We start from the raw sequence: 20,725 nt of genomic DNA on the forward strand, positions 1-20,725 counted from the left end.
TGTAACGGATTTAAACGGCAGATTAACGGCCATACTCCAATCCAACTCCTTGAGAGGAAACGATGCAGCAGGTCACCACAATCAGCTGGCGTCCAATCAATCTGCCCTACCGGTATTGACTAAAATTCGAATAATAAGAGAATGATAAGATTGTGTTGGGGCTATCCCAATGAGTAATCAATAGAAGCCGGAGCGAATCATCGCCTGTTCTCATAGCTTTACCAAAGTTAAACAGCTAATCGTACTTCTTGCCGGTGTGCTTTCACTGGCCAGTTGCACCTCCGAACCTGCGAAATCCTTAGTCACTCCGTTGCCTTCGGTGGCAAAACAGCCACACCCGGGTAAATCACAGCAAAGCCAGGAACCCGTGCGCGGCATCTGGCTGGCAACCGTTTCCCGCCTCGATTGGCCGCCAGTAACATCGCTCAATGCCAGCAGCCCAGCCATCCGCATTCAACAACAGCAGGAAGCATTGCAAGGCAAGCTGGATAAACTGAAGACTCTGGGTATCAACACCGTTTTTTTTCAGGTTAAGCCTGATGGCACTGCCCTCTGGGCATCAAAAATTTTGCCATGGTCAGATGTGCTGACGGGGAATATTGGCGACAACCCAGGCTATGATCCGCTGCAGTTTATGCTGGATGAGGCACACAAGCGTGGCATGAAAGTCCATGCCTGGTTTAACCCCTACCGGGTATCCGTCAACACCAAGCCAGTAACCATTGATAAACTGAACCGCACATTGTCGCAGCAGCCAGCCAGCGTCTATGTGCTACACCCCGACTGGATCCGCATCGCAGGCGACCGATTTGTGCTCGATCCAGGTATCCCGGAGGTGCGGGACTGGATCACCAGCATCGTGGCGGAGGTGGTTGCCAACTATGATATTGACGGCGTGCAATTTGATGATTATTTCTATGCGGAGTCCCCTGGATCCGTGCTCAACGACAGCCAGACCTTCAAAAAGTATGGGCAACATTTTGGATCCAAAGCGGACTGGCGGCGAGACAATACTAAGCAATTGGTTGGGCAAGTTTCTCGGACTATCAAGAAGTTGAAGCCCGACGTTGAATTTGGTGTCAGCCCTTCTGGCGTATGGCGTAACCACTCACACGATGCGGCAGGTTCCAATACGCGAGGGGCTGCAGCCTATGATGAATCTTATGCCGACACCCGCAGTTGGGTACAGCTTGGTTTACTGGATTACATTGCCCCACAGCTGTATTGGCCCTTCGCGCGTGACGCGGCCCGTTATGATGTGCTCGCCAAATGGTGGGCTAATGTGGTGACCGCCACCAATACGCGTCTTTATATCGGCGTTGCACTGTATAAAGTTGGGATCCCGTCAAAGAACGAGCCAGATTGGATGGTCAACGGTGGCGTGCAGGAGTTACAAAAGCAGCTGGATTTGAACGAGTCCGTATCGCAAATTAAAGGCACGATCCTGTTCAGAGAGAACTATCTCAATCAGCCACAGACCCAGCAGGCAGTCAATTACCTGAAAAGTCGCTGGGGTAGTTGAGGAACTTGGTGGGTTTTGTCATTGATTGTGAGTTAGATCACCCACATTCACCCTACTTGCATACCCAAGCAGAGAGATTAAGGTGCCACCTTTTAAAGGCAACGGCACCTTGCTACTTTTACCGAGTCGTATCAGTTGTCGCAACGTCCTTCTTTGGCAAGCTTAACTCCTGGCTTTGAGATCACTCTTTTCCCTTCCTCTTCTGTCGACTGACTGAGGCCAGCACCACCAACAAAAGCACCCATCTTTATATATTGCCTTACGAAGTAATTCTTTCCAGACTCAGTGAAGATGGACAGGTCATTTGGAGAAAACTCTGACTCCGTTGAAATCTTGTGCTTTTCCCCACCAGTTACCTGTGTGTAGAAAAACGTTTTATCTGCTGTTTCACCGATGCATTTACCATCAACATAGATATCTTTTTTTAGCGCTTTGCCAACAAAACTATCCCTATAAATATACAAACCAGCTTTATTTTCATCCGGAGTTGTGAAGCTTTTAGCTTGTACGGACTCTTGCTCTGTTGCAAGTGGGACACTAGCACAACCACTTAGAAGTAAGGCACCCAAAATAGATGCTGATAAAAATAAACTTTTTATATTCATGAAAATACATCCCTTTGAAAAATAATAATATACTTTATGATATTCAACCTATCCCCAACTGGCATAAACTTTCAATAAGAATAGTTACGGTCATTGATTACCCTTAGTGATTAATCAAGATCAAAACCAATTTTTGCTGAAGTTTGTCCTAGATAAGGTGTGTCTGAATGTTGCCACAAATTAATGATAGGTCAAGATAATCAATCAGGTATGCAGTAAACTTATGATAAAGCTCAAGGTTTACGTGAGCGAATGCTTTTTAAGTAACCATAATCACCCTTCGTATAGAACAGAGCTAGCTAGGCTGCCAGTTTGATTAAGGCGATTGATCTGGTTTTTGTGATGGAAAATAACTTGGACTTGGGTTAGATCAGGGGACAATATGCCCCCTGAGACTGCTGGGCTAAAAATGTAGGGCCGCTGCACATGCTGCGCCCTTCTAATTCAATTACTTCCGCAACGCCTCAAGAATGCGATAAGCCGCCTCAACCCGCACAGGATTAGGATAATTTTTGTTAGCCAGCATCACGATGCCGAGATCCTGTTGAGGAATGAAGGCTACATAGCTGCCAAATCCACCGGTTGAGCCGGTTTTATGTACCCAAGAGGCGCTTGATAGTGGCGCTGGCGGAGTGATTTTTGTGACGCTCAGCGCTGCCAGTGCGTTTTTATTATCGCTACCCTCGACCACGGTTTTCTCTTTAACCGGCCAGTTCAGCATTTCCCAACCCAGACCTTGATACATATCACCGGCATGCCAGTAGCGCGACTGGGCAAGCGTAATCCCCTTCTGCAGCGAGGCATCCTTCACTTTGGCAGGCGCCATGTTAGCCTGAACCCAGCTTGCCATATCCTGTATCGACGATTTCACGCCGTAGGCTTCGGCATCAAACATGCCCGGAGAAACGCGAACCGCTTTCCCATCGCGATAGCCCCAGGCATAGTGCTTATCTTCCTGCTGCGGCACGTTTATCCAGGTTTGCGATAGCTTCAACGGTTGGAACACGCGTTGGGTCATCGCCTGTTCAAAACTCATGCCTGACGGTTTGACCATCAGTGCGCCAAACAGGCCAATACTGGCGTTCGAGTATAGGCGCTTGGTGCCCGGAGCCCACTGCGGTTGCCAGGTTTGATAATAATTCTGCAGCGATGCTTCATCGGTAACATTTTCCGGTATCTGCAGCGGTAAGCCACCGGCGGTATAGGTTGCCAGGTGCAGCAAGGTGATCCCCTGCCATTGCTTGCCAGACAGTGCTGGCCAGTACTTGCTCGCCGGATCGCTTAGGTTGATTTCACCGCGAGCAATGGCATCACCGCCCAGCACTCCTGTGAACGTTTTACTGACCGAACCCAGCTCGAATAAGGTCTGCTGCGTGACTGGCTTTTTGCCCGCAACGTCTGCCAATCCCCAGGTGAAGTAGTAAGGCTGCCCCTGATAAATCACCGCCACGGCCATGCCGGGAATGCCCTGCTCTTGCATCAATGGCGCAACGGTGCGATTAACAATGTCGGCTATCTGTTTTTCCGTTTGCGGTGCTGCAAACAATGAACCTGAGGTGGCGAGTAACAGCACACAGGATAGGGATTTCTTCAACATTGCTATTTTTCCATCATTGAGGGCTAAAGGTTCTATCAGACGCGCTTAGTTTGTAGAACTTGATGATCGGCGGCAAACGGTAAAATTTAGCATCTGTTAAAAGTTTTTCTATTGGCTTGGATGATAACCGATGGTGTTAAATCAATCGTTAAATGCCTTGTGTAACACCACGGCAAATGCCGACGGATTCTCCCAGGACATAGAGTGCCCTGCTTGTGGCACTGTTGCTACAGATATACCCTGATGGCTGACATACTCAAAGTCACGGTCCGGTAAGGATTGTTCGCCAAAAATCAGTGAGCGTGAACAGGACAGATTGAGGAAAGTCTCCATCCATGGCGGTGAAGCTCCATCAATCAGGCTTTTGGCTCCCCGCCACATTGCCCAGGGGGCCGCATTTTGGGCCGAACCTTTCCAGGGGGATGTGTGGTCTGCCAGCATTTCGTCGTACACATGCGAGATAAATTCAGCTTCCGGTCTCTCCACCAGTAGGCGACTGTATACGCCGCCACCGGCATAAAAGTTAGGTTCCGAAACCACCAGTTTACCTATCCGTTTACCCAATCGTTCTGCTACTTCAATCGCGATACTGCCCCCCATGCTGTGACCATAGAGATGGCAATGTGACAGATTCAATGCAGTAATCACTTCGATCACAACGTCTGCCTGATGAGCAATGCTGTAATCAAAATCACGAGGTTTATCGCTAAAGCCATATCCAGGAAGGTCAATCAGAATCGCGCGTCGTCCCGCAAATGCCGGATCTGCCACAATGCGTGGATACTCATAGGAAGACGCGCACCCAAGCCCATGAACAAACACAATCGGGATACCCTGGCCTGGCAAATCGTGCCAACGCACACAGGCGCCAGCGGTTAACGAAAATAAACTCTGCATGTAGTATTCCTCTGTTAATTTCCGGGGCTGCCTCAATGAGTGCCAACGTATCACAAAACCCAACCATTTTAAGGTATTAGCAATTGATGTGCGTCATTTAATAGCGCTATCATCAAGCCTTATACCTAGCGGATGACGTCAAATGCTCAGAAAAGATGATGTGAAACCTCGCGCCTACAAACAGGTGGATGTATTTACCACTTCGCCATTGCAGGGGAATCCCTTGGCGGTGATCCTAGAGGCAGAGGGCTTGAATGAAATGCAGATGCTTTCGTTAGCTCGCTGGACCAATCTTTCGGAAACGACGTTTGTTTTCAAACCGACTAATCCGCTGGCCGATTATCAGGTACGCATTTTTACCCCCGAAAAAGAGTTACCCTTTGCCGGACATCCGACTTTGGGTACGGCCTATGCATTACTGGAGGCTGGGCTGGTGACCAAACAGCCGGGCGTGGTGATGCAAGAATGCGGGGTTGGTCTGGTGGCGGTCAATATCTTACCTGAAGGAACGCTGGCGTTTGCTGCGCCGGCGGTAACGCTTCGAACGCTGACTGCAGCAGAAAGGGAAATGCTAATGGCCGCTTTTCAACCTGCGGTTATCGAAGCCGATACGGTGCCGGTCATTGCCGACATGGGTATTCGCTGGCTTATGGTACGTCTGCCAAGCGCTCAATCCTGCCTGACGATGACGCCGGATCATGCCACGATTAAGAAGCTGCAAACCGATCATGAGGTTGATGGCGTGGTGATTTATGGTGCCTATTCATCGGGTGAGCCAGCAGACTATGAAATGCGAGCGTTTCTGGTTGAAGGGGGTAAGTTGGTAGAGGACCCAGTGACTGGCAGTGCCAATGCATGCCTGGCCCGTTTGTTGAAGGAAAATAACTTCCCCGACGTTGGTTCGACGGCGCAGGGATATCAGGTTCGACAAGGCACCCAACTATATCGAGATGGCCGGGTTAGCGTTCGCTTTATTGACGGTGAGCCTTGGATTGGTGGGAAGAGTTGCACGCTGATAAATGGTCAGTTACACATTTAGCTGTGGCGATAATTTACGGAGTATCGACATTGTGACCGGGTGCCCTTTCCCGGTTTTAATGATTGTTCATGAATAATCACAACAGCTTAAGTAAATGTGTCGCGATCCCCCATCGCAGAGAGACGCATTTATCCCCAACCAGGTCTAAAACAGAGTAACTCGCGTTCGGTTGAGTATAACGGGGAAAATTGTCGATTCTTCCCTCTTTGAGCAAGGCCAGAACGCCCTGGCTGACTTGGCCATGAGATACAATGCATATTGTCTGGTGTGGAGCTACCGCTTGCTGGTGGCGCATAAAATTGATAACTCGCTGAGCGGCCTGCGTCAGCGACTCACCGCCAGGGGGACAAAACTGCGCATCTCGCCCAAATAGCAACTCTGCTTCATTGGGATGGTCATATTGTATTTGTTCCCGTGTCATCCCTTCATAATGACCGAATGCCTGCTCTTTCAGCGCGGGGTCCGCAACCAACGGGCAGAGAAAACGGTCCGCTAGTTCCTGACCCATATGCCAGGCACGACCAAGAGGAGATGCGTAGACACAGTCTGTAGGGTAAGCGGCGTCTGTTAACGCTGCCAGTAAAGCTGATGTCTCAAGCACACCTCGTTTAGTCACCGGACTGTCCATATGCCCCTGGATAATGCCGCGCTGATTCCATTCCGTTTGCGCATGTCGTACAAGTATCACTTTCATCAAAAATTACCGTTGCTCAATCAGGCTAAAGGCCAGATTCGCCAGCCTGCTGAAAATTCGTTATTATCCACATCCACTCTCTATCCGGCAGCATGATGTCTACGATTTTCGATACTTTTATTGCCCCACCGTGCCATGACGAGATAGAGATCCTCTATCAGGACGATCACCTTGTGCTCATCAATAAGCCCGCCGGGCTGCTCAGCCTCTCGGGGAAGAATCCGCAAAATCTCGATTCGGTGCATCATCGGTTGGTACAGATATTCCCCGGCTGCACCCTGATTCACCGCCTTGATTTCGGTACTTCCGGGCTGATGGTGGTTGCACGCAATAAGACTATCAACGCAGCCCTCTGCCAGCAATTCAGCCAGCGCACCGTGACCAAAGTTTACAGCGCACTGCTCTGCGGACACCTGAACGACAACAACGGGGTGATAGATGCTGCGATTGCCAAAGACCCGGCGCTGTTCCCACTGATGTCGATTTGCTCAATCCACGGCAAGCCCGCCCGCTCCCGCTATCGTGTCGTTGAACGCTTAAATCACGAGTTGGAAGACGGGACGTTACTGCCTTTGACGCGTGTAGAACTAACCCCGGAGACCGGGCGCACCCATCAACTACGCATTCACTGCCAGCAGTTGGGACACCCTATTTGGGGCTGCGATCTGTATGGCGGTCTCCTAATACCTGGCACCGAACGGACGCCGCGGCTGATGCTGCATGCCAGTGAGCTGCATTTTGTTCATCCTATTAGCGAAGCGTTGATCAAAGCCAGTAATGCCTGCCCGTTTTGAAAGTGAAGGTATCTATCGTAGTGTCGTGACCTGCACCCGTTGATTAACTCGGCGTAGTGCTTGCAAAGTCCGATGCTGGCATTGTCCTGTCCACTGGGCGGAACCGTGTCGGCTATGAGCGAACTGCAGACATTGTGCATTTAGAGACTATTGTAACACCAGGACTCTCTGTGGCTGTTTAATGTAGCCTTAGGTTGCTAAGGATGTATTACTCAAATTCTGCTGTATGTAATCAATGAGCGCTCGCGTTTTAGCTGGCAAATAACGCCTGTCAGAATAAAGTGCAAACAATTGAAGTGGGGCTGGCGGTTGTTCAAACTTAATCTCGATCAGCCGTCCATCGTCGATGTAGGGTTGGCAGGCCTGTCTCGAAAGAATGGCGAAACCAACACCCGCTACCGCCGCGCGTCCTGCCATCTCTCCGCTGTTTACCCTGTAATGGCCTTTAACCTTAATCGTCTCGAATCCCCCCTTTTTATTCATAAACTGCCAAGGAGCACCTTTAAGTGCATTTACCGTGGTAATACAGGGTAATTCTTCAAATTGCCGTATACGAGAAGGGATGCCATAACGCTGAATGATGGAGGGGGCGGCAACGATAGTGCAAGGGATTGTCACCAGATGACGGGCTATGTAATCACTGTCATCCAGTTGGCCACGGCTCACAATGATGGCTAAATCCAGATCGTCTCGCAGGGATTCAAAACCAGACAAATTTGTGACACAGCTTATTTCCAGATCCGGGTGCTGGCAGGCAAAATCGGCAACCACAGAACCCAGCAGTGCAGGACCTATTTCATTGGGAATACAGATACGTAGTGGCCCCTTGAGCTGCATTTGCCGCAACGTTAATTCTGTTTCAGTCTGCTCAAGCGCTTCCAGTAATGGCTTTGCCCGGGTATAGAGCAAGTGTCCCGCCTGGGTGAGTTTCATATGTCGGGTGTTGCGCTCAATAAGCTGAAGATTCAGTCTGTCTTCTAACTGAGAAATACAACGACTCACGTTTGATGTCGGCATTTCAAGGATTTTCGATGCCCCAACAAAACTGTCTCTTTCAACCACCGCAATGAAAACTTTCAGGGTATTAAAATCAAGAGCTGGCCGCATCAACTATCCCATAAATGATAACAATAAGTGTCATTTTTACCATCTAATGAACCGCATTGATAGCAGTTAAACTCAGATATCTTTCATCCACAGGTCGCTTGCTATGTCACTGGTCACAACAACGTTTAATCATAAAGCCCTCATCCGGATAGCGGTTGTCATGGCTTTTATCCAGTTCACGAATGCACTGGAATATATGATGTTCAACCCTATTTTTGCTTTTATGGCAGCAGACTTCGTCGTTCCCGTATCATTCTCAGGCTACGTATCCGGCATGTACACATCCGGGGCAGTCCTCTCGGGAATTATCGCCTTTTACTGGATTGGTCGTATCAATAAGAAACGTTTTCTCTTCGTCAATATGGCACTCCTGGGGATACTGACATTTTTGACGACATTCACCTCCAGTTTTAGTCTTCTGCTTGCATTACGATTCTGCGCAGGACTGGTAGGAGGCACAACAATGGGGGTGGGTATCAGTATATTGATAAATCTCGCACCGGCTAACTTGCGCGGAAAAATGTTGGCGACGGTCATTGCATCATTTTCGATGGTAAGCATTGTCGGAATGCCCGCGATACTATTTTTGTGTGCTCATTACGGCTGGCATGTCGCTTTGTGGTTTATCAGTACACTGTGTTTGTTGGCATTGCCACTGATTGTTTCCATCATCCCTCAGGATCCACTCTCTTTCGACACACCCTACGCACTGCCTCTCGACGTTAATACTTTGCTGTTCGCTTCCAGTAATGCGCTGGTACAATTTAGCCCGATGCTGATCATTCCTGTTCTGGTACCATTAATGACCCAACTGCTGGGCGCCTCTCAAGACCTGCTGCCATGGCTGTTTTTCGCCGGGGGCATTGCAGGATACCTGTCAACAAAAATGACAGGCGCGTTAACTTCCCGTTTCTCTGCTTTGGTTCTGGCTACAGGGTCAACCATCGTCTTTATAGTGAGTTTGCTAATACCCATTCTGGGCTATCCGCATGCGGGGCTATTTATTACTGTATTTCTCGGTGCATCATACAGTCGTCTGGTTTCCTCCTCGGCGCTGACCATTCAGTTTCCTGATGACAGGCAACGAGCGGGATTCTCTTCATTGCAGTCATCAATAATGTACATGATCACAACGGTCGCATTTTTTCTGTCAGCTTTTCTATTACCTGGGCACGCCATAGCACCACAAAATATGAACACGTTGCTCGGGGTATGTGCAATTTCCGCATCAGGGTTCCCAATCATGGTTATCATTCTGCAAAAGAAACTGGCTAAGCGTACGCTCCAACCGAATCATCTCATCAATGATTAGCATAACGTCCGCTATTGGCACTGAGCAGACGGTCATATCTTATACAACCCAAAGCAGAAAGTGTCAGATTAAGTATAAAACGCCCTGTTTCTTCCTAGGATTCACAGCGGGTAAGCACACGCTAATCGAGATCCTGACCAACCATCATTCTGTGCCCCTCGGGAGTCCCTACGGTAAATTCACGCATGCCATGCGGTTTATCAACGGGGGGAGCCAATATGATTGCCCCCTTGCTGACAAATTCGTCATAAAGTGTCTGGGCATCATCGACATACAGATAAGCAAAATAGTTGTGATCGCCGGTTTCCGCGGGTGACATAGCATCCGGCGAATGACCTAACATGATACGCACGCATCCCCTGGTGGCTAGTTGCCAGCCCATCCCCTCCGGCCATGCCAAGTCAAATCCCAGGACATCGCTAAAATACGCAGAGCTTGTTTTGAGATCGCGAACTGCAATCACAAAAGAACTGGACTGAAAGCTGGCAGCAGGTGTAGTCATCATGTAGTTCCACTTCAAGATTTTGTAGACCAGAGCGTAGCACAGGTTAGAGGATCTGCTTTGCCTGACTAGGCTAGGAATCACCCTCCCCACTCTGGTACATTTGATGCCTTCACGCGGGGTGCTTTTATACCAAACAACGGGATTCAGAATGTCAGAGAGTAAGCAAATTCATATAGCTGCGGCCGTCATCACCGATCGGGCTGGCCGGATCCTTCTGGTCAGAAAACGCAACACGGAGTGGTTTATGCAACCGGGTGGAAAAATTGAATCCGGCGAGCGGCCAGAGGTGGCACTTGCACGTGAACTGGAAGAGGAACTGAATGCCTCCTTCAATCCTGATGAGATGATCCCACTTGGGCGCTTTACGGATCTCGCAGCAAATGAGCCTGGGCACATGCTGATTGCTGACATGTTCAGAATCATCACCGAAGAGACCCACTTTCTACCCGCTGCAGAAATCGAAGAAGTGATATGGTTTGAACCTTCTAGCAACCAGCAGGTGCAACTGGCCCCGCTTACCAAAAATCATATTCTTTCTATGCTGGAACGTTAACGGGTCATTGGTAGTATCGATCCCCTTCACCATAACAACACATTAGAAAAGGATAATTTCTTGCATTCGATTACCCTGCCATTCTCCACCGAGCGCCTGCGGCTACGCCGCTTTACCCCTGACGATCTCCACGCCTATGCGGCTTACCATCGCCTGCCTGAAGTCTACCGCTACTTGTATGCTCCACCGCCGGAGCAGGCGCAAATGGAAAAGCGATTGGCAAAGGCCGTAGCCTCACGTTTCAGTGAAGACGGTGACACTTTTTATTGTGCCGTCACATTGAAAGATAGCGGCGAACTCATTGGTGAAGTGTTACTGAAACTGGCCAGCAGCGCGGCACTGCAAGGAGAAATCGGTTATATCTTCAATCCGGTTTATGCCGGTAAAGGCTATGCGGCAGAAGCGGTACGTTCGGTGCTGGAACGCGGCTTCACTGAAGTGGGTTTCCACCGCATTTTTGCCCGACTTGATGCAGCCAATCGCGGCTCTATCGGCGTGGTCGAACGCTTGGGTATGCGCAAAGAAGCACATTTACGACAGAACGATCGCTTTGATGGTCAATGGGGCGATGAACTGATTTATGCATTGCTGAAGCAAGAATGGCCACAAAACTGATGCCGAGGGGTTACGGCGGATTCGCTGATATCTAGGAGTAGGCCCTTTTATATGAGGAAACTTCCTGAAAGCTATCGACCTAACCGTTTAACGACTCGATCATCTGGTGCTTATTAATAACTGCTCAGCCGCCCGGGGAAAATATAACGGGCCGTGACCTGCCCCCATGATTACTCCGTGAGGCTTTCTTTTCTTAGGCGACTGCTTCCTATTTCTTCGCCAACCAAGGAGAAGTCGTGCTCCAGAAAATGATATCTGCACCGAGATAGTCTTCTGCGAATTGCACAAACTCATCCTTGCTAAATGGCTTGCCCGTATTGGGGTTCCTGTAGGTCAAGGTCGGCTCCTGCACTGCCATGGCAACGAGTGCCAGCTTATTTTTGTATTTGTTGAAGAACGGATATGAGTTCTTCATTTGCGCTTTGCGGTTGGGAACAATATCTGGACCGCCAAGCCCAATGTTATTGGCACTTGCGAACTCAAACAGCCGCCCCATGTAATTGTGGTCGTTATTCCATTCGCACGGCCAGAAATTAACATATTGCACCACATGTGACTTGGTGAACACCTTGCGCGCAAAGGTGAGATTTTCCATTTCGCCTGCGAAATAGTTATCACAGGTAAATCCCTTGGGTGGCTTTTTCTCATCAAGATCAATGGCTGTTTCGGGTAAGTTCACACCATAGACTCGGCCATCGAAACGCTCTGCAAGCGCTGCCAACAGAGCCTGATAACGTTGGCGCACAGCGGGATCCCACTGCTGCGCCACCCAACCCGAGCCAATCGGCTTTCCTTCGCCAGGATTGTCAAATTGTGGCGATATCCCACCACCGTACCTGGCATCATTCATCAGATAATCAGGAACGTATCGGGCATTCTGTTCGAAAAACCGATCCTGGATCTGGATGAAAAGTTTTTTCTTGGCTCCTTTAAGACGAGCAAGATCCTGCTCAATCTGCGAAAAGTTGTACTTGTTCTTCTCAGGTTCGAGTGAGCGCCAATTGTAAACGATCTGCGCACCGCCAATGTCGCTACGCTCCATAATGACTGACGCCGCTTCAAGATCGCCTGAGCTGGTATAGACAAAGTTTTCTGGCATTTTAGCTAATACAGGCAGTGTCGCAGTAAGCAATGTTAGTGCGACAGTGAGCCTAATGCGTATGGTCAAGAGGTTATCCCTTTTTAATGGTTTGGTTTGCCGTGTGATGCCTGGCCCTTGGCACAGAGCACGAGTGTGCATACATGCAAAGCCTGTCGCTGAAAACTACCTGAAACTCCATTGTGCGCTAACGACAAAGATTGAGGGAAGAATAATACCACTTTCCACCCCAAAGTAGCTGGTAAAGTTGTATTGAACCGCATGATAGATATAGGGAGAGAACCCCACGCCGGTAGTATCCTTGAACTTTTTATATGAGCCGTCATTACCACATTGACTGAAAGCATCAAAAAAGAACTCACCAACATATCCGTAAACACCCTTAAAAACCCATCCAGAGTCATTAGACATCCAGTCTCTTCGCAGACCCAGTGCGATACAGCGGTCATTGAAACTGTTTTTCATTGTGCCAACCAAAATACTATATTTTGAATCCTCAGAAAACTTTCGTTCTACGGAGAAAAATTTGTTATCAAAGTTCTCCGTGTATTGTCCCTCATTGTTTATCGTATGATACACAAAGGAGCCGGTGTTAATAGAGTATAAATTTATTTCACCTGCGACACATGCGGGCACCACTGTTAACAAACATACCATAGCCACTGACTTATTAAGCATTTAAATGACCTCTTTAAATATGAGTGGTGTTGTTTGAGAGCCCTCTTCTCCTGAAAGATACGGTGCAGTGACTCTGTACGTTTTTCTCTCAGTAACGGTTAGCGCAAGTAGCGCTACAGCAGACAAAGGGGCTGCAATGACCAGCAGGCACACGGCAATCAAACGGGGGAACGAAGGTTTTGCCATACCAAGCTTCTTCCATCACGGATACATCTATTAACAGTAGTACATTCTTTATGGCGGACAAGGATGAACAAAGTGGTGAAATTCGCCTCCCAGCACCCGGTAGAGAACTCGCTCGGAGAATGCATCCCCCCCATCTATTCACCACATCCCCGATCGGATAGTATTTCCCCACTGAAGGAATAATCAAAAGCAGCGATCCATGGACATCTCAGACTTAGGCCAAGCCCGCAGTAATACCGTCAGTAAGCTCCTCAATGCGCCAGATTTTGCGGCCTTGCTGATTGAACACGGTTGGGCGGCATTCCCAGATCGTTTTTTAAAAGCCGTCGCTAATGCGCAAGATACCGCCACTCAGGTTCTGCTAGATGTGCTGCCCGCCTTGTCGCTGGATGTGAAAATTCAGGTTGCGCAGCAAAGCAAACAGCCGTTTATCGTGCCTTGCATGGTATGGCCAGAGTTGGTCTGGCGTTGGCAACCATGGCAGTATGCCAGCGAGGCATTGGCATGGGAGGCGTTGAATTCCCACTATCCAACGCTGGTAGAGGGGCTTGCCAGCCAATCAATGGCTTCAAGAGCAGACCATGACCGCGCTGCGGACAAAGTGTACTCAGACTATTTTTTGGACCCCGTTGGCCCTATCCTTGATAAGTCGGCAGCCAACCCGGCATGGCCAGCATGCTGGGCAAATATTGCTATTCATCATCCGGATGAGGCCGTGCGTGAAAATATGATTTTCCGGCTGGTCAATCCCTCTAAAGCCCTGTTGCAGTCACTGACCAAAGATCCTTCTCATTTGGTCAGGTGCCGGCTGGTTTCTCGCTATCATGAAGATGAAGCTTTGATGATGGAGCTACTGGACGACGTCAATGTATGGGTCAGAGGTGAACTGGCGGAACGTGCCATATCCAGCCATATATTGGCCCAGCTTAGTCAATCGATGGATCTGTTTGTCCTGAGCAGGCTGGCTCATAACCGGCAGTTTTTCCTTAATCCAAATCCGAGCACAGGCGCCCGACTCGTATGGCAAAAGCTGGCGCAGCATCCCTACGTGTTTACCGAGGAGTGCTTTGCCGGTATGGCAGCACTGACGGAAGATGACATGATAGATTGGCCAATATTTTCTCGTTGGGTGGAACAACTCGCGGTTAGGTGTCCTCAAGTACGCGATAAAACTCCGCCGTTCCGCACCTTTGGCTATGCTGAATTTCCGGCTTCTGATACCAATTTGTACGACACTGCCAGCAGTCTGTTTCAGTTTAACCGTTCGCTGGCACTCAACCCTTTGACTCCAGTAGCGATCCTCCGCTTATTCAGCCAGTGCCAATTTGAGCCGTTGAGGCAAGAGGTTGCCCAGAATCCAGTCTTGCCTGCATGCTAATACGCCTGATGATAAAGTGGTGAAGTTCGCCGAAGAAGCGCAAGTCGCAAGACTGCTGACAACACCCAACAGGCTCAAAACGTAGGGGCGCTGCATGCTGCGCCCGCTTAGCAAACCAAGGATATCGAATGTCGAAGTTAATTTATTATGTTGCAGCATCTATGGATGGCTACATTGCCACCCAGGATCATGAGCTTGACTGGCTGACTAATTTTATTTTAGGCGATGATGCTACACCTTATGATGATTTCTACCAGAGTATTGGCGCGGTGATTATGGGAGGCAAAACCTATAGCTGGATAATGGAAAATGCCCATGGCGACTGGCCTTATAAAGATATTCCGGCGTTCATTTTGACAAGTCAGGATCTGGCAATACCGCAAGGCACAGGTATAAGTAAAGTTTGTGGCAATGCTAATGATATTGCCAGGCATGCAAAACTGGCGGCAAAAGGTAAGGATGTTTGGGTCGTTGGAGGGGGTAAGTCCGCTGCATTTTTCGCCGATGCTGGTGAATTGGACCAATTACATATCACAACCATTCCCGTATTTCTGGGTGAAGGGATCAAGATCCTACCAGTCAACCGTAACGTGGTTGTGACACCAGTGACCAACAGGTTTTTACAAAGTGGTGCGTTAGAAAGCGTGTTAACTATAAGAAAGTAGTGCCCATTAGACGCCGTGGAATGTGATCGGCGGATAAAACGCAGGCTATGTACGTCCTAAGAACTGTAATGGCGGTAGCCCGCATCCGAGCGTATGGCCTAGGGGAGCAAACCGATCTGTTCGTAGTAGCGGATCATTTTGGCTGAAACGCCGGAGGACTTGGCTGCTTGACCGATATTCATCGTTCACTCCTTCATGGGGCTACAGTTAGCGTTATTGTCACTGGTCTCCCTCACCCCAGCCCTCTCCCCAAGGAGAGGGAGCTGATTCGGAGCTGCGGTCAGGTATGGAGATCAACTTACACAGCCTCGAAGCTCCGGAGCTAAGGTAAACACTTGAATCCATTTGTAGCACGGTCGGTCCCCTCTCCCTGTGGGAGAGATACCGTCTTGTCGGCTATCCGGCAAGCGGTATTTCCGCATTAAATGTCTTTCCTGATTTCACCACACCATAGGCCAGTTGCAGCAACTTTCGCATCGCCGCACACACTCTTTCTTTGCCCGACTTCCCACGCAACTTTAGCCTTTCTGTTAAGTCTTTAACCACAACATTGTATTGGCCTGCCACTACCGCGGGCATGTATAACGCACTTCGCAGCTCACCGTGCCCCACTTTCGATAACCGGCTTTTCCCTTTAAACATCCCCGACTCACATCGCTGTGGATTCAGTCCTGCGTACGCTACCAGGGCCTTGCTGCTGGTGAACCGACGCAGGTTTCCTGCGAAGGCCAGCAGGCTGGAGCTCAGCATCTCTCCCACTCCAGGGATACTTTTTAGCAACTCGCTGTCCCGTTTCAGGTCAGGGTTATCATCGATGTGCTGACTGATTTTCTTTTTCGTTTCTCGTATCAGTTCATCCAACGTGGCGATGTGCTCATTGAGTGAAGGGACGATGACTGCTTCGGCCACCTCCAGGCGATTTTCTTCCATCTGACGCATCTCTTCCAGGTTCTTAAGATGCCTGACCAACGCGGTCAACTGGCGCTCGCTCAACGGGGCTGGGAACCACGGGGCAGGCTGATGCAGTGCGCAGTAGCGGGCTATCATCGCTGCATCGCTTTTGTCCGTTTTGTTCCGGGCCAGTTCTGTATTGCCGAAGGAATGGATACACGCCGGGTTCATCAGACTGACGTGGTAGTTGTTGTCTGCCAGATAAGTGGCCAGTTCCGTGCTGTAGCTCCCGGTGGCTTCCATACAGACATGACAGTCGCCAAAGCGGCTCAACCAGGCTGCGAACTCGCGGCATCCAGAAGGGGTATTGGCAAACTTTTTGGTTTTATACTTCTGATTGTCCAGCAGTACGGCGACATCAAATTTGTGTTTAGCGATATCAACGCCGACAGGGGTTCTACGCATTATGGCACTCCATAACCATGTCTGAAATTTATCGCCGGACCATCCTTATATGTAGGTGCTCATAGGCACAGGATACCGTTCGGTCTACAAGGCGACAGGGAAATAGACAGCCGGGGCACAATCTCTCCCACGGGCTCATAGGCACTAGGGTTAGGGGGAGCTCACCGGCTATCTCCCGATGATCAGTCGGGGATCTTCTCCGCTAAGGCGGAGAAGATCAAGACATAAGGGTTAGGGTGAGGGGCATCACCATGGCCCGACATCGGTCATTTACTTGCGGTAACGGGGATAATCTCCGCCCCGCTTTCCGCCGTCCCGCTAGAAGCCTCAACCGTCATCGGAGCCTGGAAGCGCTTAAGCCGCAGCGCGTTGCCGAGAACAAAGACGCTGGAGAGCGCCATCGCCGCCGCCGCGAAGATCGGCGAAAGCAAAGTGCCGTTCCATGGATAAAGCGCACCTGCCGCCACCGGGATCAGCACCGCGTTATAGGCAAAGGCCCAGAACAGGTTTTGTTTGATGTTGCGGATCGTCGCCTGGCTGAGTGCGATAGCGTTCGGCACCCCGCGCAGGTCGCCAGACATCAACACTACGTCGGCCGCCTCGATAGCTACATCGGTACCGGTGCCGATGGCTAGCCCTACGTCCGCTTCCGCCAACGCCGGGGCGTCGTTGATACCGTCCCCCACAAAGGCCACTCGCGCCCCGTTGGCCCGGAACTTTTTCAGCGCAGCAACCTTGCCGTCGGGCAATACCTCTGCCGCAACTTCATCAATACCGAGCTGTTTGGCGATCGCCGCCGCCGTTGCCGCATTGTCGCCGGTGATCATCGCCACTTTGAGGCCCAACGCGTGCAGCGCCTTAATAGCCTCTGGCGTGGTTTCCTTGATCGGATCGGCAACCGCAATAATCGCCGCCAGGCGACCGTCGATAGCGGCATAGAGCGGGCTCTTACCCTGTTCACCCAGGCGCTGGGCAGCAGACTTGAAGCTCGCCACATCAAGGCCAAGCTGCGTCATGAACCGATCCGCACCGACGGAGACCACCCTGCCATCAACCTTGGCCGTTACGCCAAAGCCCGGCACGGCGTCGAAGCCTTCAACGGGGGGCCAGCGTGATGCCTTGCTGTTTGGCGGCCAGCACAATCGCTTCGGCGATCGGGTGCTCAGAGCGGGTTTCGACCGCCGCCACCAGAGCCAACACTTCGCTGTACTCAAAACCTTTAGCGGGAACGAGATCGGTGAGTTCTGGGCGTCCTTTGGTCAAGGTGCCAGTCTTGTCGAGAGCAATAACGCTCACATCACGCAGCGCCTGCAAGGCTTCCCCTTTACGGAACAACACGCCAAGTTCTGCGGCGCGCCCGGTACCGACCATAATTGATGTCGGCGTAGCCAGCCCCATGGCGCACGGGCAAGCGATAATCAGCACCGCCACCGCATTCACCAACGCAAAGGTCAGCGCCGGATCCGGGCCGAAGATCAGCCAGACCAGGAACGTCAGCGCGGCGGCAGCCATCACTGCCGGTACAAACCACATGGTCACCTTATCCACCAGCGCCTGGATCGGTAGCTTGGAGCCCTGCGCTTCCTCAACCAGGCGGATGATCTGCGCCAGCACGGTATTGGCCCCAACCTTGGTGACGTGGAAGCTGAAAGCGCCGGTCTTGTTGATGGTGCCACCCACAACGGCAGCGCCTACGCCCTTCGATACGGGTAACGGCTCGCCGGTGATCATGCTCTCATCCACATAAGATGCCCCCTCGACGACCTCGCCATCGACAGGGATCTTCTCCCCTGGACGAACGAACACCACGTCACCGGTGGTCACCTGATCGAGCGGGATCTCAACGGTATCGCCGTTACGTTCAACGCGCGCGGTCTTTGCCTGAAGCCCGACCAGCCGTTTGATGGCCTGAGACGTTCGCCCCTTGGCGCGAGCCTCCAACGTGCGCCCAAGCAGGATCAAGGTCACGATGACCGCGGCGGCTTCGAAGTAAACGTTAGCGGTTCCCTTAGGCAGCACCTCGGGAATGAAAGTCGCCACCACCGAATAGCCGTACGCCGCTGCCGTACCCACCGACACCAGCGAGTTCATATCGGGAGCACCACGCAACAACGCCGGGATACCCTTGCGGAAAAAGCGCAGGCCCGGGCCGAACAGCACCAGGGTGGCGAGTACAAACTGTATATACCAGCTCGTCTGTTCACCCAAAACGCCTTGCACCCAATGGTGCATCGGGGGAATAAGGTGCGAGCCCATCTCAAGGATAAAGACCGGCAAAGTGAGAATGCCCGCAATCAGCAAAGAGCGGCGTAAGCCGCGCGCTTCATTCTCGCGGCGTTCGGTATCCTGATCGTTTACATTCGGCGTTTCGGCAGACAAACGACGGGCCTTGTAACCCGCCTGCACAACCGCCGCTTCAAGGTCAGCGGTGGAGATAACCCCGGCGAGGTGCCGTACCCGCGCACGCTCGGTCGCCAGGTTGACGCTGGCAGAGAGGACGCCTGGAAGTTGTGTCAGCGCCTTCTCAACTCTTCCGACGCAGGATGCGCAGGTCATTTCTTCGATCGCCAGTTCAGTAGTCTCTTCACGGACGGCGTAACCGGCGCTCTCGATAGCACTAACGGTCGCTTGTGGATCGGCCACGCCGCTAAAGGTGACATCTGCCCGCTCGGTGGCAAGATTGACCGTAGCTGTTTGCACGCCTGGAACGGCTTTTAGAGCGCGTTCGACACGGCCAACGCACGATGCACAGGTCATTCCTTCGACCGGCAGGCTCAGGCGAGCCGCTTGATTGGAACCTGATGAGACGAAAACGGAAGCCATGGTTCTACTCCTGGGAAGTTTCGGTAACAAAAAGCTTAAACCTTCCCACAAGGGGAAGGTCAAGGTCTGTGAGCAATCAGTTCCGTGGGGGAGTGAGCAGGGTTATCGCTTTGACCTACATCGGATGCAGGGATGGTAATTATTTAGCCGCTAAATGAGATTGAGGCGATAATATAAGCGAAATAGAAAGCCCCATTAATAAATAGCATCCACACTTTCAGATTTTTGTTTCTGGCGTTGATCCACAGCCAAAATGCCGATGAAAGCGTAATAAACACCCCGATCAGCACTTCATGCCGGGGTTGCCATGGCGTCAATAATATCCCGATGGCGGGTAATATGGTGCCTTGGAAAACCATTGCGCCGGTAATATTGCCTAATGCCAGAGTATCCTTCCCTTTGCGAATCCATAGAATGCTGTTCACCTTCTCTGGCAATTCGGTAGCTATAGGAATGATAATCAATGACAGTAACAACACAGAGATGCCAAGCTTTTCCGATACTGCGGCCACACCGTCTATAAAACCTAAAGCCCCCGCCACCAATACGCCCAAACCAATTAAAGTTTGCAGGATGATGGTGAATAGCGTGGTGGGCAATCCCACTCGGGATAAGAACATGACGTTATCTGCTGCGGTTCCATTGCCTTCAGCCACTAATTTTTTCGACGCGTGTAAGGTTTTTACCATGTAGGTGACATAAAGCAAGACCAACAACACGCTGACGCCCATCCTGGCGACTTTCATCTCTACAGGAATGAACAAGGCGATTGCGGCTAACACAAAAGCCAGCAGGAAGAAATGCGTATCTCGTATAAACCCGGTGGGCTCTGGGGTGATTGCCCCGTTAATACCCCGCCGTCTTACCACAGCCAGCGCCATCAAAAAGACAGACAGCGTAGACAGCATCAGCGGCGCGCCCAATATCGCCCCCACGCCAATCTCTTCGTTAACATTAGCCGCCGACGTGCCGGCAACCAGAGCCAAAATGGGTACCATGGTTTCAGGCAAGGCGGTGCCAATAGCGGCAAAAAGCGAACCGGTTACCCCTTCAGAGATCTTCAACCTTTCGCCAAGGTGTTCCAGGGCATTGGTGAAAATTTCAGAGGCAATCAAGATGATGATTAAGGATATCGCGAGCTGGAAAAATGACAGTGTCATCCTTTAGCCCTCAATTTGCCCGGTTTTTTGCTGAGGTAATTTGAGAATAAAACAGAAAAAAGGGTCATGATGGAAATACCGACTGGACGTTGTAAACCATGGTGTAATATTCCTCGTCCAATCCAAAAGAAATATTACCC

The 20,725-nt window shown here is 50.8% G+C and carries 19 protein-coding genes and 2 pseudogenes; 8 read left to right on the top strand and 13 right to left on the bottom strand.

The features are described from left to right. Nucleotides 1-199 precede the first annotated feature (199 nt). Nucleotides 200-1,522 carry a glycoside hydrolase family 10 protein gene (locus KGP21_RS14515; RefSeq protein WP_371824867.1) on the top strand — a complete coding sequence of 441 codons (1,323 nt, stop codon included), beginning with the start codon at nucleotides 200-202 and terminating at the stop codon, nucleotides 1,520-1,522. 131 nt (nucleotides 1,523-1,653) lie between these two features. Here the strand turns inward: KGP21_RS14515 and KGP21_RS14520 are convergent, their stop codons facing one another. The 3 genes from KGP21_RS14520 to KGP21_RS14530 all read right to left on the bottom strand — a co-directional run bounded on the left by KGP21_RS14520 (nucleotide 1,654) and on the right by KGP21_RS14530 (nucleotide 4,621). Beyond that, entirely contained in the window at nucleotides 1,654-2,127 is a 474-nt protein-coding gene (locus tag KGP21_RS14520; protein WP_223499517.1) for a DUF2846 domain-containing protein, read from the bottom strand. Between the two features lie 448 nt (nucleotides 2,128-2,575). Continuing rightward, on the bottom strand, nucleotides 2,576-3,724 hold the full coding sequence (gene blaSFDC / locus KGP21_RS14525) for an SFDC family class C beta-lactamase (RefSeq protein WP_223538491.1): 1,149 nt from the start codon (nucleotides 3,722-3,724) through the stop codon (nucleotides 2,576-2,578). 141 nt (nucleotides 3,725-3,865) lie between these two features. Continuing rightward, on the bottom strand, nucleotides 3,866-4,621 hold the full coding sequence (locus KGP21_RS14530; RefSeq protein ID WP_223499519.1) for an alpha/beta fold hydrolase: 756 nt from the start codon (nucleotides 4,619-4,621) through the stop codon (nucleotides 3,866-3,868). A gap of 142 nt (nucleotides 4,622-4,763) precedes the next feature. On the opposite strand from KGP21_RS14530, the gene KGP21_RS14535 reads away from it, so the two are divergent. Further along, the gene (locus KGP21_RS14535; protein ID WP_223538492.1) at nucleotides 4,764-5,660 is read left to right on the top strand and encodes a PhzF family phenazine biosynthesis protein; all 897 of its coding nucleotides are present in this window, start codon (nucleotides 4,764-4,766) and stop codon (nucleotides 5,658-5,660) included. A gap of 76 nt (nucleotides 5,661-5,736) precedes the next feature. Here KGP21_RS14535 and KGP21_RS14540 read toward each other — a convergent pair whose 3' ends face one another. After that, entirely contained in the window at nucleotides 5,737-6,354 is a 618-nt protein-coding gene (locus KGP21_RS14540) for a histidine phosphatase family protein (protein WP_223535459.1), read from the bottom strand. Between the two features lie 95 nt (nucleotides 6,355-6,449). On the opposite strand from KGP21_RS14540, the gene KGP21_RS14545 reads away from it, so the two are divergent. Beyond that, a complete protein-coding gene (locus KGP21_RS14545; RefSeq protein WP_218520387.1) occupies nucleotides 6,450-7,148 on the top strand; it encodes an RluA family pseudouridine synthase in 699 nt (232 codons plus the stop codon). Nucleotides 7,149-7,337: 189 nt separating this feature from the next. Here KGP21_RS14545 and KGP21_RS14550 read toward each other — a convergent pair whose 3' ends face one another. Next, complete coding sequence (locus KGP21_RS14550) at nucleotides 7,338-8,255, bottom strand: LysR family transcriptional regulator (protein ID WP_223535462.1); 918 nt, start codon at nucleotides 8,253-8,255, stop codon at nucleotides 7,338-7,340. Nucleotides 8,256-8,358: 103 nt separating this feature from the next. On the opposite strand from KGP21_RS14550, the gene KGP21_RS14555 reads away from it, so the two are divergent. Beyond that, nucleotides 8,359-9,567 (top strand): MFS transporter, encoded by a 1,209-nt coding sequence (locus KGP21_RS14555; RefSeq protein WP_059200819.1) that lies wholly within the window; start codon nucleotides 8,359-8,361, stop codon nucleotides 9,565-9,567. Between the two features lie 121 nt (nucleotides 9,568-9,688). Here KGP21_RS14555 and KGP21_RS14560 read toward each other — a convergent pair whose 3' ends face one another. Continuing rightward, complete coding sequence (locus KGP21_RS14560) at nucleotides 9,689-10,072, bottom strand: VOC family protein (RefSeq protein ID WP_223535464.1); 384 nt, start codon at nucleotides 10,070-10,072, stop codon at nucleotides 9,689-9,691. Nucleotides 10,073-10,220: 148 nt separating this feature from the next. Here KGP21_RS14560 and KGP21_RS14565 point away from each other — a divergent pair, with 148 nt between their 5' ends. Together KGP21_RS14565 and KGP21_RS14570 are read left to right on the top strand one after the other, a co-directional pair. Then, entirely contained in the window at nucleotides 10,221-10,625 is a 405-nt protein-coding gene (locus KGP21_RS14565; protein WP_223499525.1) for an NUDIX domain-containing protein, read from the top strand. A 60-nt stretch (nucleotides 10,626-10,685) separates the two neighbouring features. Beyond that, entirely contained in the window at nucleotides 10,686-11,240 is a 555-nt protein-coding gene (locus KGP21_RS14570; RefSeq protein WP_059200821.1) for a GNAT family N-acetyltransferase, read from the top strand. A gap of 208 nt (nucleotides 11,241-11,448) precedes the next feature. Here KGP21_RS14570 and KGP21_RS14575 read toward each other — a convergent pair whose 3' ends face one another. The 3 genes from KGP21_RS14575 to KGP21_RS14585 form a co-directional block, all read right to left on the bottom strand. Beyond that, nucleotides 11,449-12,408, bottom strand: a complete 960-nt coding sequence (locus tag KGP21_RS14575) for a hypothetical protein (RefSeq protein ID WP_218519353.1) — start codon at nucleotides 12,406-12,408, stop codon at nucleotides 11,449-11,451. A gap of 96 nt (nucleotides 12,409-12,504) precedes the next feature. Further along, on the bottom strand, nucleotides 12,505-13,017 hold the full coding sequence (locus KGP21_RS14580; RefSeq protein ID WP_037375908.1) for a hypothetical protein: 513 nt from the start codon (nucleotides 13,015-13,017) through the stop codon (nucleotides 12,505-12,507). Next, nucleotides 13,018-13,203 (bottom strand): hypothetical protein, encoded by a 186-nt coding sequence (locus KGP21_RS14585; protein ID WP_094981706.1) that lies wholly within the window; start codon nucleotides 13,201-13,203, stop codon nucleotides 13,018-13,020. Nucleotides 13,204-13,402: 199 nt separating this feature from the next. On the opposite strand from KGP21_RS14585, the gene KGP21_RS14590 reads away from it, so the two are divergent. Both KGP21_RS14590 and KGP21_RS14595 read left to right on the top strand, forming a co-directional pair. Continuing rightward, the gene (locus tag KGP21_RS14590; RefSeq protein ID WP_021806404.1) at nucleotides 13,403-14,581 is read left to right on the top strand and encodes a hypothetical protein; all 1,179 of its coding nucleotides are present in this window, start codon (nucleotides 13,403-13,405) and stop codon (nucleotides 14,579-14,581) included. Between the two features lie 128 nt (nucleotides 14,582-14,709). Then, nucleotides 14,710-15,246, top strand: coding sequence for a dihydrofolate reductase family protein (locus tag KGP21_RS14595; RefSeq protein ID WP_094981704.1), 537 nt, complete (start codon nucleotides 14,710-14,712; stop codon nucleotides 15,244-15,246). Between the two features lie 59 nt (nucleotides 15,247-15,305). Here KGP21_RS14595 and KGP21_RS14600 read toward each other — a convergent pair. The 4 genes and pseudogenes from KGP21_RS14600 to KGP21_RS14615 all read right to left on the bottom strand — a co-directional run. Next, a pseudogene (locus KGP21_RS14600) lies at nucleotides 15,306-15,428 on the bottom strand (MerR family DNA-binding transcriptional regulator); the annotation flags it as partial. 214 nt (nucleotides 15,429-15,642) lie between these two features. Then, complete coding sequence (locus tag KGP21_RS14605) at nucleotides 15,643-16,602, bottom strand: IS110 family transposase (protein WP_059199085.1); 960 nt, start codon at nucleotides 16,600-16,602, stop codon at nucleotides 15,643-15,645. Between the two features lie 266 nt (nucleotides 16,603-16,868). Then, nucleotides 16,869-19,425 (bottom strand): annotated as a pseudogene (locus tag KGP21_RS14610) (heavy metal translocating P-type ATPase). 143 nt (nucleotides 19,426-19,568) lie between these two features. After that, nucleotides 19,569-20,585, bottom strand: a complete 1,017-nt coding sequence (locus KGP21_RS14615; RefSeq protein ID WP_021806407.1) for a sodium:calcium antiporter — start codon at nucleotides 20,583-20,585, stop codon at nucleotides 19,569-19,571. Nucleotides 20,586-20,725: the final 140 nt, after the last annotated feature.

The sequence above is a fragment of the Serratia sp. JSRIV004 genome (genome assembly GCF_019968705.1).
GTDB lineage: Bacteria > Pseudomonadota > Gammaproteobacteria > Enterobacterales > Enterobacteriaceae > Chania > Chania fonticola_B.

Bases quoted from the DNA above. Each gene is read 5' to 3' on its own strand.
- KGP21_RS14535 (WP_223538492.1), top strand. From the start codon at position 4,764: ATGCTCAGAAAAGATGATGTGAAACCTCGCGCCTACAAACAGGTGGAT.
- KGP21_RS14530 (WP_223499519.1), bottom strand. From the start codon at position 4,621: ATGCAGAGTTTATTTTCGTTAACCGCTGGCGCCTGTGTGCGTTGGCAC.
- KGP21_RS14560 (WP_223535464.1), bottom strand. From the start codon at position 10,072: ATGATGACTACACCTGCTGCCAGCTTTCAGTCCAGTTCTTTTGTGATT.
- KGP21_RS14550 (WP_223535462.1), bottom strand. From the start codon at position 8,255: ATGCGGCCAGCTCTTGATTTTAATACCCTGAAAGTTTTCATTGCGGTG.
- KGP21_RS14605 (WP_059199085.1), bottom strand. From the start codon at position 16,602: ATGCGTAGAACCCCTGTCGGCGTTGATATCGCTAAACACAAATTTGAT.
- KGP21_RS14590 (WP_021806404.1), top strand. From the start codon at position 13,403: ATGGACATCTCAGACTTAGGCCAAGCCCGCAGTAATACCGTCAGTAAG.
- KGP21_RS14585 (WP_094981706.1), bottom strand. From the start codon at position 13,203: ATGGCAAAACCTTCGTTCCCCCGTTTGATTGCCGTGTGCCTGCTGGTC.
- KGP21_RS14545 (WP_218520387.1), top strand. From the start codon at position 6,450: ATGTCTACGATTTTCGATACTTTTATTGCCCCACCGTGCCATGACGAG.
- KGP21_RS14565 (WP_223499525.1), top strand. From the start codon at position 10,221: ATGTCAGAGAGTAAGCAAATTCATATAGCTGCGGCCGTCATCACCGAT.
- KGP21_RS14580 (WP_037375908.1), bottom strand. From the start codon at position 13,017: ATGCTTAATAAGTCAGTGGCTATGGTATGTTTGTTAACAGTGGTGCCC.
- blaSFDC (WP_223538491.1), bottom strand. From the start codon at position 3,724: ATGTTGAAGAAATCCCTATCCTGTGTGCTGTTACTCGCCACCTCAGGT.
- KGP21_RS14555 (WP_059200819.1), top strand. From the start codon at position 8,359: ATGTCACTGGTCACAACAACGTTTAATCATAAAGCCCTCATCCGGATA.
- KGP21_RS14615 (WP_021806407.1), bottom strand. From the start codon at position 20,585: ATGACACTGTCATTTTTCCAGCTCGCGATATCCTTAATCATCATCTTG.
- KGP21_RS14540 (WP_223535459.1), bottom strand. From the start codon at position 6,354: ATGAAAGTGATACTTGTACGACATGCGCAAACGGAATGGAATCAGCGC.
- KGP21_RS14520 (WP_223499517.1), bottom strand. From the start codon at position 2,127: ATGAATATAAAAAGTTTATTTTTATCAGCATCTATTTTGGGTGCCTTA.
- KGP21_RS14595 (WP_094981704.1), top strand. From the start codon at position 14,710: ATGTCGAAGTTAATTTATTATGTTGCAGCATCTATGGATGGCTACATT.